Genomic DNA, 11,674 nt, shown 5'->3' on the forward strand with positions numbered 1-11,674 from the left:
GCTCCCGGCACGCGCGCCCGCCAACTTTAGGCGTGTTGCCGCGCGGTCAATCGGTGGAACAGAGTGGGAAAAACGGTCCGCCAGCCCGGAAAAACGCCAGCCGGAGACGGCTGGCGGACGGCGGGAGTTACCGTTGGCGACCCGAAGCGGCCGCGCTGGTCCGCCCGCGGGACGCGCCCCGCAAGTCTCGTGTCCGGCATTTCCGGGCCGGCGCGGGTGGCGCGGGCATCGCAAAGCCGCGGGAGCGGCCTGCCGAAGCGCCGCGCGTGCCGCTCAGCCGGCGGCCGGCGGCGTGGCCATGCTGCCGACCGCCACCAGGCAGATCGCGGCCAGGAACACGCCGACCAGCAGGATCTGCAGGCGGCCGACCGGGCGGCCCTTGAGAAAGGCGTTGCTGATGAACGGCGGCGAGACCAGGCCGACCGCGGTCACGATCAGGATGGTCAGGGCGAGGACGGAGAGCAGGGTTTGCATGCGGAAGCCGGGAAACGGGCGTGGAATCGATGGAAAAAAGCGCCGGCGCCGCTCAGTTGGCGCCGCCGCGGACCAGGCAGCCTTCCAGCAGCGGCGAGCCGTCCACCTGGCCCGCGCCGGTGCATTCCACCGCCACCTTCTGGCCGCGCCGGACCATCGTGGCGCGCGCCTCCACTTCGCAGGTGCGCCCGGCCGGGCCGCAGATCTGCTGGGGCAGCAGCCTGGCGCGCACCGCCACGGCCGGGTTGTTCGAGCGGATGTCGAGGAACACGTTGTCGCCGCTCTCGCGCCGCACGCCGGCGGCCACGCCCTCCACGATGAAATACTGGTCGCGATAGCGGTCGTTCGCGGCGCCGGGGTTGTCCTGGTAGTCGTCCACCAGCGTATCCGCCTGGTATTGCGGCAGTACGTCGGTGGAGCGCGCCGGGTCGATGCTGATCGGGTCGAGCGTGCCGTTGCGCGGCACGCCGCGCGCGCCGCTGGCCGCCTCGGTGGCGGCCGCGGCTGCGGAGGCATCGGCGGCGGCATCCGCCGCGGCCGGCTCGAGCTGCTGCTGCTCATGGTTGCCGGTCAGCCACAGCATGGCCAGCACGGCCACGGCGACGACGCCGATCAGGGTCTTCTGGGTACGGTTCAACATCCGGGGTTTCCTGCGGTAAAGAGGGGGCGGGCAAGAAGGTCGGGCGGGACGGGCGCGGCCGGCACGGGCGGGCAACGCCGCCGGCATGGCGGGGATGGCGGCGTTCGCGGCGGGTTGCCCACAATCTTGCCCACAGCTTTGCCCACAGGGTTATTCGGGCTTCTCCACAGACTTGTCCACAGGCATGGCGCGCGCCTCACAGGTCATGTGGGTCATGCGGGCCACGCCAACGGCCTCAGTGCAGCCGGTGCAGCCCCGGTTCGCCGTCGTCCTCCTCTTCCTCCTCGGCTTCCCAGTCCTCGTGCTCGATGCCGAAGTCCAGCGCCATGTCGAACACCGTGGAGTGGTGCTGCACCGTGAACCACTCGCGGAACTGCTCGAGCGTCAGGGCCGCCGGCCAGGCCGACTCCTCGAACCACTCGCCCAGCATGAACTCGAAGAAGGCGCGCCAGCGCTCCTCCACCCATTGCACCGCCTGGGCGGCGTTGGAGACCTCGTCCGGCACCAGGAAGGTACTCTGGTCCTCGCGCACGTTCTCGAGCGTGAGCGACGGTACGGGGTCGGTGTCCACGGCCATGATCCAGTCGAAGAACGGCTGCTGGGGCACCAGGATGACGAGCGAGCGATTGAGGGTATAACGCGGATAATCGGACATGGCAGTGGCTCGTTCGCTGAAACGGCCCATTGTAGCCCCTGCCGCGTTCCCCATCGCACTTCACTGCGCCGCCGTTCCCGGCGGCATGCCGGCGCGGGACGCCGCAAGGAGGGCATCCGCCATGAAGTTCAGGCTTGCGTTCGCGCTGGCGGCCGAGGCGCTGGTCTTCGCCGCCCTGCTGTTCGGCGCGGCGGGCACGCTGGCGTGGCCCGCGGGCTGGGCGTACCTGGCGCTGTTCTTCGGCGGCGCCGTGGTGGTGACGTGGCGCATGGCCCGCTACGATCCCGCGCTGCTGGCCGAGCGCCTGAAGCCGCCGGTGCAGCGCGGGCAGCCGCTGTGGGACCGCGTCTTCATGGTGGCCGTGGGCGTGGCGTGGTGCGCGTGGCTGGCGCTGATGGGGCTGGACGCGGGACGCTACCGCTGGTCGGTCATGCCGGCGTGGCTGCAAGGCGCGGGCGCGGTGCTGCTGGTGCTGTCCTATGCCGCCATCGACCGGGTCTGCCGCGAGAATACCTTCCTCGCCCCGGTGGTGCGGATCCAGTCCGAGCGCGGGCATCGCGTGGTGTCCAGCGGCCCCTACGCGCTGGTGCGCCATCCGCTCTACGCGGCCGTGCTGGTCTTCCTGCCGGCCAATGCGCTGCTGCTGGGGTCGTGGTGGGGCGTGGCGGGGTCGCTGCTGCTCGCCGCCGGCATCGTGTTCCGCACGGCGATGGAAGACCGCGAGCTGCTGCGCGGGCTGGACGGCTACGCCGCCTACGCGGCCCGCGTGCGGTACCGGCTGGTGCCGCGCGTGTGGTGAGGCGCGGCGGCGCTGCCACCGGCGCCACCGTCCGCTAGTGGACCTGCATGCCGCGCATGGCGTGGATGCGCTGGTGATGCCACTGCATGCCCTCGTACTGGCGCTGCACCACCGCGCGCACCTCGGCCGGCATGTCCCCGGTCAGGGCCGCCTGGTATTCCCGCCTGGCCGCTTCCTCGTCGCGCTCGCACAGTTGCAGCACGGCGTCGTCGTTGTGCGGCGCGATCACGTGCAGCACCTCCATCCAGCCGCGGTGCAGCGCGCCGCCCATGCTGCCGCGGTCGCGCGGCTGGGCGCCGAGCGAAGTCACCAGCGCCTGCAGCTCCATCACCGAGGCGCGGCAGGTTTCCGCGGTGCCGGTCAGGATGGCGCGTATCTCGGGGCTCTGCACTTCGCGGGCGCCGGTCGTGCAGCTCAGTTCGCCGTCCTTGCCGACCTCGATCAGGTGGTTCAGGGTACCGACGAGATGTCCTTGCGCATTGATCATGACGTTCTCCTAGCCTGGGTCCGGGCCGATGTGGATCCGCGCGTACACCAGCGCCGGCCCGTGACGCTACGCGCGGAAGGCTGTTCCAGCGGTTCCAGTATAGGAGCGCCCGCGGCGGGCATCGGCAGCGGTGCCGCCATGTACCGCAAGGAGTACGCGAGCGGGAGCACGCGCGATCGTCCCGGCGCGAGCGCGCCGGCCGGCCGCCGGTCAGTCGCGCGAGCGGACCGGCTGGATCGCGTCGAGCAGCCGGTCCCGCAGCGCCCGCCAGGCGCGCGGCACGTGGTTCAGCCCCGCGGTGAGGCCGGGATCGTAATAGTGGAAGATCAGCGAGCGGCGCTCGCCCGCTTCGACGTGCAGGTTCGCATGCAGCGTGATGAAGCCGTTGAACACGTAGACGTTGCCCGGCACGCACGCGACGCGCTCGCAGCGGCCGTGCGCGAGATGGTGAAAGGTCAGCGCCCGGCGCACGACGAACGGCAGCGAGCGCATCAGGATCAGCCGCACCTTGGTGATGACGTTCTTCCACGCCGCCACGGCTTCGCGCGGATGCCGGTAGAGGATCAGGTCGCCGTTCTCGCGCGACGGCGCCGCCTGCTGCAGCGGAATCAGCAGCGTCAGGATATGGGAATCGTAGTGCCGCAGATGGCTCTGCCCGCGCAGGCCGCCGTTGATACAGCGCAGCACGTACAGCGGCTGGGCGCGCTCGATGGCCCAGCCCGCCTGCCGCGCGCCTTGCCGCGAACGCGCGCAGGCCTGCCGCTCGGCCAGCCGGAACGGATCGTGCCGCCGCAGCAGCTCGGCGAACTGCGCCGCCGTGTCCGTGGCGCGACGGCCATCCGCCGGCCGCCACGCCTGCCTGCAGGCGTCGACGGTCGCATTCATCTCCGCCAGCAACTGCCGGGGAACGACACCTTCGAATACTTGTAGCCGGGGCGGCTGCGCTTCGATGTCGTGGTCACGCATAGCGTGTAGCTCCGCTGGTGCACAGGCCAGGAGCGAGGCGGAGCCGGCCGAGCACGGCAAGCCGCGCATGGCCGCTGCCGCCGCCGGCGCGTCTTGCCCCTGGCGGGCTGCCTCGCATCCCGTGCTACGAATCTATGGCTTGGGGCCGACATCGAACGGACAAAGTTGCTTGCGGAGCCGCCAAAACCGCACAGGCGGGGTGTCATATCGACAACGCAGCGGGATGGAGCGCTGTCCTTGCGCAGCGTGCACGGACAGCGTCAATGAAGAGCGACAACCTGCGGTGATTCTGGATGAGTCATCGTTGATACATGGCGCGGCGGACGCAGACGCCGGTGAAACATTTACGCGACTCTTGGCTGTATCAGGAGACCTCAGCCTGCCTCACTTCCCAATACAAAACCGCGTAAAAATAGTCCCCAGCAAATCGTCGCTGGTGAACTCGCCCGTGATGCTGTTGAGATGATCCTGCGCCAGGCGCAGTTCCTCGGCGAACAGGTCGAGCGCCTGCGCCTGCTGCTCGGCGCGCTCGGCGGCGAGGTCGAGGTGGGATTGCGCGTTGCGCAGCGCGGTGAGATGCCGTTCGCGCGCGAGGAAGGTGCCTTCGTTGCCGGATTGCCAGCCGACCAGGCGCAGCAACTGGCCACGCAGCAGGTCGATGCCGGCGCCGGTGCGTGCGGAGATCCAGACCTCGGCGGGATTGGGGCCGTTGGCGGCGACCACGTGGGGGCGGTTGGCGCCGAAGTGCCGGGCGCCCACGGCGGGGGCAAGGTCGATCTTGTTGACCACGCGCAGGATCGGCGAGCCGGGCGGCAGGTGGCCGGAGAGGCGATCGTCGATGGCGTCGTCGGTCTCGGACAGGCCGTGCTCGACGTAGTCGGCGGCGTCCACGAGGTGCAGCACGAGGTCGGCGCGGCGCACCGCTTCCCAGGTGCGCTCGATGCCGATGCGCTCGACTTCGTCGGCGGCGTCGTCGCGCAGGCCGGCGGTGTCGACGATATGCAGCGGGATGCCTTCGATCTGGATGGTTTCGCGCACGCGGTCGCGCGTGGTGCCGGGAATCGGCGTGACGATGGCCAGCTCGGCGCCGGCCAGCGCGTTGAGCAGCGAGGACTTGCCGACGTTGGGCTGTCCCGCCAGCACCACCGACAGGCCTTCGCGCAGCAGCGAGCCCTGCTTGGCCTGCGCGAGCACGCCGCACAGCGCTGCGCGGATGGCGGCGAGCTGGCCGCGCGCGTTGGAGGCTTCGAGGAAGTCGATTTCTTCCTCGGGGAAGTCGAGCGTGGCTTCCACCAGCATGCGCAGGTGGATGACCTGCTCGACCAGCGCGTGGATGGCCTGCGAGAACTCGCCTTCCATCGAGCGCGCGGCCGAGCGCGCGGCGGCTTCGGTGCTGGCTTCGATCAGGTCGGCCACGGCTTCGGCCTGGGCCAGGTCGAGCTTGTCGTTGAGGAAGGCGCGGCGCGTGAACTCGCCGGGCTCGGCCAGGCGCAGGCCGGTCTCGCGGCCCGCTTCGAGGCAGCGCGCCAGCAGCATCTGCATCACCACCGGGCCGCCGTGACCCTGCAGTTCGAGCACTTCCTCGCCGGTGTAGGAATTCGGCGCGGGGAAATAGAGCGCGAGGCCGTGGTCGATGGCCTTGCCGTGCGCGTCGAGGAACGGCAGATAGGTGGCATGGCGCGGCTTGAGCGCCTGGCCGCAGACGGCGCGCGCGATGGCGCCGACATCGGGGCCGGACACGCGCACCACGCCGATGCCGCCGCGCCCGGGCGCGGTGGCGATGGCGGCGATGGGCGTGGCGGCGGCGTGGGAGCGGGGCTGGGATGCGGTCATGGCGATATTGTCGCAGATCAGTCCCGCGCGGACGGTGGGGGTGGCGGGGATGGCGGGGGTGGCAGCGATGGTGGCGATGGTGGCGATGGTGGCGATGGCGCCTGCGCGCCCGGCGCGGGCGTGTTCATGCACTCGGCCATCAGGCGGCGCGCCACGGCGTTGTCGACGGTCTTGCCCAGCTGGCCCTGGCGCCTGACCAGCTTGTCGTGCAGGCGCTGGCCGAAGCGCTTCGGCAGCACCGGCGCCAGCGCCTCGATGGCATAGCGCAGGCGCTTGCTGCCGATGCGGTAGCGGTGCACGCGCGCCAGGTCCGCGCCGCGCGCGGCGCGCGCCAGCGCCTTCACCCGTTCGCGCGCGCGCCGGATGCGGCGGCGCGCGAAGGTGTCCAGGCGCGCCCGCGCGCCGGCGCGCGGGCCGTGCACGGTGCCGCTGCCGAGGTGGGCGAGGTCGCGGTGCAGCGCCGGCAGCGGCCAGTGCTGGTACTGCGCCAGCTGCGCCATCATGGTGGCGCGCGCGAGGTGGCGCCGCATCGTGGCGACGTCGCTCAGCGCGGCCAGCACGGGATCGCCGGGCTGCCGGTCGAGCGCGGGCCGCAGCGTCTCGCCGATGAACACGTCCCAGTCGCGCACGTCGCCGGCGGCCCGCGCGAGCTGGCGCAGGCTGTCGCGCCAGCGCGCGCGCATGGCCTTGGGCAGGGCCGGCCCGAAGGCCCAGCAGACCGCGCGCAGGTGCCGCACCGCGACCCGCAGCGCGTGGACGTCGTCGGGATGGTCGCGCCGGTTCAGCGCGTCGAGCTGGTCGGCGATGGCGGCGAGGCCGTCATCGGCCAGCACCACGAAAGCGTCGATGGCACGCATGCCGGCGTGCAGGCGGCTGGTGGGATTGGCGGCGGGCATGGTGGTCGGCGGTGGCTTCCGGGCCGGTGTCCAGGCGGGACGGGTATAAGCCAGTGTAGGCGATTGTGGCGGGTGCGCCGCACCTTCCGGACGGGATGCCCATGCGGCCAGTCAAAGAGTGAGCGAGGGGCCACGCATTGACAGCGCGCCGGCTTCGCGCTGCAATGGGCGCACCGGGCCGTCCGCCTGTCGGGAGCCCGGCCACCAGAGCGCGAGGAGGCGGCCATCATGTCCACCGAACAGGAACGGCGTTTGCTGCGGGATACCATCGAGGCTGGCTTCCGTGATGCCGCCTTCGTCACGGACGTGGGCATCCGCCTGGTGGACTGCGGGCCCGGCTGGTGCGAGAGCGAGCTGCTGGTCACGCCGCGGCACCTGCAGCACGGCGGCGTGGTGCATGCCGGCGTGCAGGCCACCATCGCCGACCACACCGCCGGCGCGGCGGCCGCCACCATGCTCGACGCCGGGCGCCACGTAGTCACCGCCGAATTCAAGATCAACCTGCTCAGGGCCGCGCGCAGCGACCGCCTGACCTGCCGCGCCGACGTGCTCAAGTCCGGCCGCGCCATCATCGTGGTGGAGGCCGACGTCTTCGCCAGCGTGCACGGCGAGGCGGTGCTGGTGAGCCGCTTCAACGCCACCATGAGCGTGCTCGACCTGGCCTGAACGGCCATTTTCTTCAAGGAGAAACCGAAAGATGATCGATCACACCGGAGTGGGCGTCAGCGATTTCGCCAGGAGCCGCGCGTTCTACACCGCCGCGCTCGGCGCCATCGGCATGGTCAAGGTGATGGAGCTGCCGGCCAGCGTGACCGGGCATACCGACGTGGCCGGCTTCGGGCCGCCGGGCAAGCCCGAATTCTGGATCAACGGCGGCGCGCCCAACCAGCCGCCGCTGCATGTGGCCTTCCGCGCGCAGACGCGCGCGCAGGTGGACGCCTACTACCAGGCCGCGCTCGCCGCCGGCGGGCGCGACAACGGCGCGCCGGGGCTGCGGCCGCACTACCACCCGAACTACTACGGCGCCTTCGTGCTCGACCCGGACGGGCACAACATCGAGGCGGTCTGCCACGAGACGGAATGACGCCCGGTACGCGGCCGGGAACCCAATAAAAAGCCCGGCGCATGCGCCGGGCTTTTTGTCGTGGCCAGCGGGTTCGTCACCCGCCGGCCCGAGCCGTCTCTTCGCCTCAGGCCTTGGCGGCCGCGGCCGCCTTGCCCTTGCCGAGCATCCGGTTGATCTGCCATTGCTGGGCGATCGACAGGACGTTGTTGGTCACCCAGTACATCACCAGGCCGGCCGGGAAGAAGAAGAACATGAACGAGAACACCAGCGGCATGATCATCATGACCTTGGCCTGCACCGGGTCCGGCGGGGTCGGGTTCAGCTTGGTCTGAACGAACATCGACACGGCCATCAGCACCGGCAGGATGTAGAACGGATCCGGCACCGACAGGTCGTGGATCCAGCCCAGCCACGGCGCGCCGCGCATTTCCACCGACGACAGCAGCACCCAGTACAGCGCGATGAACACCGGGATCTGGATCACGATGGGCAGGCAGCCGCCGAGCGGGTTGACCTTCTCGGTGCGGTACAGCGCCATCATCTCCTGGTTCATCTTCTGCGGATCGCCCTTGTAGCGCTCGCGCATCGCGGTCATGCGCGGCTGCAGGTCCTTCATCTTGCCCATGGACTTGTAGCTCGCCGCCGACAGCGGGAAGAACACCAGCTTGATCAGCACCGTCAGCGCGATGATCGACCAGCCCCAGTTGCCCAGGATGCCGTGGATCTTCTCCAGCAGCCAGAAGATCGGCTTGGCCAGGATGGTCAGCCAGCCGTAGTCCTTCACCAGTTCCAGGCCCGGGGTGATCTTCTCGAGCATGCGCTCTTCCTGCGGGCCGGCGAACAGGCGCGCATCGGTGGTCACGGTGGCACCCGGGGCGACCTGGCCCAGCGGCTGCTGCACGCCCACGCGGAACAGGTTGTTGTCGATCTTCTCGACGTAGAAGCTGTGCTCCTTGCCGGCCTGCGGGATCCAGGCCGAGGCGAAGTAATGCTGCACCATCGCCACCCAGCCGCTGCTGGTGGCCGCCGGCACGCTGGCCTTGCCCTTGCCGATGTCGTCGAAGGTGATCTTGTGGTACTTGTCGGCGTCGGTGTAGATGGCCGGGCCGGTGAAGGTGCTGTAGAACTGCGACTGCTCGACCTTGCTGCCGTCGCGCGTCAGTTCCAGGTACAGCGTCGGCGAGACCGGCTTGCCGCTGTCGTTGGTCACGGCGAAGCGCGTGTCCACCACATAGCTGCCCTTGTGGAAGATGTACGTCTTGGCCAGCTTCACGCCGTCCTTCTCGCCGGTCAGCGTCACTTCCACCTTGTCCGTGCCGGCCAGGTCGCGCGGACCGGCCGAGGCGGCGAACACCGTGGTGTGGTTGGGCATGTCGCCGCCGGTCAGGCCGGAGCGGGCCAGGTAGGTGCGGGTCGCGTCGCGCTCGAACAGCACCACGGGCTGGCCGTCCTTCTCGTGCTGGTTCAGCAGCTCCAGGCGCGAGAGGATGCCGCCGGCGGTGTCGATGGTGGCACGCATCACGTCGGTGCTCACCACGATCTTCTCGCCGGCCGGCTGCACGGCGGCTGCCGGCGCGGCTGCCGGTGCCGCGGCGGTGGCGCCGGTGGCCGCGTTGGCCTTGGGCACGTCGCCTTGCGCGGCCGAGGCGCCGCCGGCCGCCGGGGCGGCCTGCTGGTTCGCGCTCGGGAAGAACATCGACTGATGACCGTTGGCGCGCTGCCAGTTGTCGTAGAGCAGCACGAGGGCCATCGAGAAGATGACCCAGAGTATGGTGCGTTTGATATCCATGTCTCGCTGTGGTCGGAGGAAATCAGGGGCGGGGTAGCCGGATCGTGACTGGCGCCGGGCCAGACGCGGCGGATCCCCGGTCTTGCTGTGTTGATGCTGCCGGTGCTGCTGGCGATGCGGGCGGCACCGGATCATACCCGCCATCCGTGAACGGATGGCAACGGCACAGCCGGCACGCGGCCATCCAGGTGCCGCGGCCCGCGCCGTGGCGCAGGATCGCCTCGCGGGCGTAGTCGGAACAGGTGGGCAGGAAGCGGCACTGCGAGCCGAAGAACGGGCTCAGGGCGATCTTGTAGATGCGCAGCAGGGCTAGCAGGATTCGCTTCATGGCGGGTCAGGCAGGGGTGCCGGAAGGCGCGGACTTCGGCGGCGACACCCCGGAAGGCGCGACGGACGGTGTGGCGGGGCCGGCGGGACGTGGCGCAAGCGGACGCGCCGCCACCTCGAACAGGCCGGTCAGCTCCGCCAGGCAGACCCGGCGGACGGCGCTGCGGCTGGCAAACTCCGCGCGCGGAAACTTGGCCTGCAGGCGCAGCAGCACATCGTGGCCCGCGAGTTGGTCCTGCCGATGGCGGAACAGTTCCCGCACCATGCGCTTCACCATGTTGCGCTCGGCGGCGCGCGCCGCGAATTTCTTGCCCACCACCACGCCGAGGCGCGCCTGCGGCAGGCCGTTCTCGCCCACATACAGCACGAAGTGCTGGCTGCGCCGGCGCGGGCGCAAAGCAAAAACGGATGAAAACTCATCCGTCTTTGTGAGCCTCGCGGCTTTGGGGTAGGCATGGGTAGGCACGCTGGGCAAAGCTAGCGGTAAAGCTGCACCTGGCTGCGGGCTCCCGGCCATCCGAAAGGCGAGGCGGTTGGCCACGACGGCGCGCTGGGCGCCCTCATGGCCGGTCGCCAGGCCCTTAGACTGCCAGGCGCTTGCGGCCCTTGGCGCGACGAGCGTTGATGACGGCACGGCCGCCGCGGGTCTTCATGCGCACGCGGAAACCATGGGTACGCTTGCGGCGGGTAACGGAAGGTTGGTAGGTACGTTTCATGTTGCACTCTCTGGTTGATCTTGGCTCGCCCGGCCTCCGGCGTGAGCCGGGGCGCCGTGGCCGCCGCGTATGGTTCGCTTGGGCTGCCGCGGATGCGGTCTTGCCGACTGCGGTGATTGTCTTGCCGCCGGCCGTGTATCTCGCGCGCCGACGATGTCGGCGCTTGCGACGCAGGTTCGGGAAGCCTGCTCGGCCCGCTGCCTGTTCCGGCCAATCCAGCCATTTCCGGTGCGCCCCAGCCGGCCGAAAGCCGCGTGGAACGAAACCGGTCTTGCACGGAACAGGTCAGACCCGGCGATGCGCATACGTGATCCCCTGCCGCATCGCAGAACCCGCCATTTAACTGATTTTCGCGCGATGTGTCAAGGCGCCATATGGTCGAGAGACTTGCGCGGCACCCCTGCCGCAAAAATATGCAGTCCGCTGTTGTATTTCATTGTCCACAATCGCCAGTGGGTAAGTTTTTTTGTATCCGTGCGGCCCGCCAGGCCCTCCGAAGTCGAGCGAAGTCTCTGTTTGGATTGGCTTTTCGGGTGTTTTGCCTACCCGGAAACCCGCGCCGGACAAGGGGTTGTGCACAACAATTCACTGCATCTCCACAACTTATCCACAGACTTATCCTTTGTGGATAACTCAGGGCGGGGGGTACAATCCGGGTCCAAACACCACACGGGCTGCGTGGCGCAAGCGCAACCCCGGACTCACCCCTGGCACGCCGGACAACGGACGCGCAGCGGGCGGCGGCGAACTCGTCTCATTCGCCGCGCGGCCCGCCGGCGGCTCCCGCTTGTCGCGTCGAGTGTCGCGTTCCGTCACAGGGGAAGCCGGGCTTGCGGGGGTCAGTTGCGGATCGCGATGCGCGGTCGCTTTATCAGGCTGAAGGGTATACAGGACAGGACCGGCGGAACAGCCGGCAGGGATGCGCCACCGATCCCTGCCGGCCATTCCGCCGTCCCGCTGTCCTTTACGTTGCCCTTCCGGCCGGACTGTCCGCGCAGCCCGTGGCGAACACCGAACAAGAAGACA

General features: G+C 69.7%; 15 protein-coding genes. 3 read left to right on the forward strand and 12 right to left on the reverse strand.

Annotated elements, in window-relative coordinates; genetic code table 11:
- Positions 1-273: 273 nt before the first annotated feature.
- The 3 genes from ACWTPI_RS19910 to ACWTPI_RS19920 form a co-directional block, all read right to left on the reverse strand.
- Positions 274-474, reverse strand: a complete 201-nt coding sequence (locus ACWTPI_RS19910; protein ID WP_020204212.1) for a hypothetical protein — start codon at positions 472-474, stop codon at positions 274-276.
- A gap of 52 nt (positions 475-526) precedes the next feature.
- The gene (locus tag ACWTPI_RS19915; protein ID WP_454732422.1) at positions 527-1,114 is read right to left on the reverse strand and encodes an OB-fold putative lipoprotein; all 588 of its coding nucleotides are present in this window, start codon (positions 1,112-1,114) and stop codon (positions 527-529) included.
- Between the two features lie 235 nt (positions 1,115-1,349).
- Positions 1,350-1,769 (reverse strand): hypothetical protein, encoded by a 420-nt coding sequence (locus ACWTPI_RS19920; RefSeq protein ID WP_020204210.1) that lies wholly within the window; start codon positions 1,767-1,769, stop codon positions 1,350-1,352.
- 121 nt (positions 1,770-1,890) lie between these two features.
- Here ACWTPI_RS19920 and ACWTPI_RS19925 point away from each other — a divergent pair, with 121 nt between their 5' ends.
- Positions 1,891-2,568: a methyltransferase family protein gene (locus tag ACWTPI_RS19925; protein WP_020204209.1), complete on the forward strand. Its 678-nt coding sequence runs from the start codon at positions 1,891-1,893 to the stop codon at positions 2,566-2,568.
- A gap of 34 nt (positions 2,569-2,602) precedes the next feature.
- Here the strand turns inward: ACWTPI_RS19925 and ACWTPI_RS19930 are convergent, their stop codons facing one another.
- The 4 genes from ACWTPI_RS19930 to ACWTPI_RS19945 form a co-directional block, all read right to left on the reverse strand.
- Positions 2,603-3,055, reverse strand: coding sequence for a PA2169 family four-helix-bundle protein (locus tag ACWTPI_RS19930; protein WP_020204208.1), 453 nt, complete (start codon positions 3,053-3,055; stop codon positions 2,603-2,605).
- Positions 3,056-3,265: 210 nt separating this feature from the next.
- Positions 3,266-4,021 carry a hypothetical protein gene (locus ACWTPI_RS19935; protein WP_155888153.1) on the reverse strand — a complete coding sequence of 252 codons (756 nt, stop codon included), beginning with the start codon at positions 4,019-4,021 and terminating at the stop codon, positions 3,266-3,268.
- Between the two features lie 384 nt (positions 4,022-4,405).
- On the reverse strand, positions 4,406-5,854 hold the full coding sequence (gene mnmE / locus ACWTPI_RS19940; RefSeq protein ID WP_454732508.1) for a tRNA uridine-5-carboxymethylaminomethyl(34) synthesis GTPase MnmE: 1,449 nt from the start codon (positions 5,852-5,854) through the stop codon (positions 4,406-4,408).
- A gap of 17 nt (positions 5,855-5,871) precedes the next feature.
- Positions 5,872-6,750 carry a CHAD domain-containing protein gene (locus ACWTPI_RS19945; RefSeq protein ID WP_454732423.1) on the reverse strand — a complete coding sequence of 293 codons (879 nt, stop codon included), beginning with the start codon at positions 6,748-6,750 and terminating at the stop codon, positions 5,872-5,874.
- A gap of 228 nt (positions 6,751-6,978) precedes the next feature.
- Between ACWTPI_RS19945 and ACWTPI_RS19950 the strand changes: the two genes are divergently transcribed.
- Positions 6,979-7,416, forward strand: coding sequence for a PaaI family thioesterase (locus tag ACWTPI_RS19950; RefSeq protein ID WP_059410982.1), 438 nt, complete (start codon positions 6,979-6,981; stop codon positions 7,414-7,416).
- Between the two features lie 31 nt (positions 7,417-7,447).
- Positions 7,448-7,834, forward strand: a complete 387-nt coding sequence (locus ACWTPI_RS19955) for a VOC family protein (protein ID WP_454732424.1) — start codon at positions 7,448-7,450, stop codon at positions 7,832-7,834.
- Between the two features lie 106 nt (positions 7,835-7,940).
- Here ACWTPI_RS19955 and yidC read toward each other — a convergent pair whose 3' ends face one another.
- From yidC to ACWTPI_RS19980, 5 genes are all read right to left on the reverse strand, one after another.
- Complete coding sequence (gene yidC / locus ACWTPI_RS19960; RefSeq protein ID WP_454732425.1) at positions 7,941-9,605, reverse strand: membrane protein insertase YidC; 1,665 nt, start codon at positions 9,603-9,605, stop codon at positions 7,941-7,943.
- A 22-nt stretch (positions 9,606-9,627) separates the two neighbouring features.
- Entirely contained in the window at positions 9,628-9,933 is a 306-nt protein-coding gene (gene yidD, locus ACWTPI_RS19965; protein WP_081651461.1) for a membrane protein insertion efficiency factor YidD, read from the reverse strand.
- A 6-nt stretch (positions 9,934-9,939) separates the two neighbouring features.
- On the reverse strand, positions 9,940-10,398 hold the full coding sequence (gene rnpA, locus ACWTPI_RS19970; protein ID WP_454732426.1) for a ribonuclease P protein component: 459 nt from the start codon (positions 10,396-10,398) through the stop codon (positions 9,940-9,942).
- A 115-nt stretch (positions 10,399-10,513) separates the two neighbouring features.
- Complete coding sequence (rpmH, locus tag ACWTPI_RS19975; protein ID WP_006578231.1) at positions 10,514-10,648, reverse strand: 50S ribosomal protein L34; 135 nt, start codon at positions 10,646-10,648, stop codon at positions 10,514-10,516.
- An 839-nt stretch (positions 10,649-11,487) separates the two neighbouring features.
- Positions 11,488-11,674 (reverse strand): hypothetical protein (locus ACWTPI_RS19980; RefSeq protein WP_454732427.1); only part of this gene is annotated, 187 nt, incomplete at its 5' end.

The sequence above is a fragment of the Cupriavidus ulmosensis genome (assembly GCF_977008105.1).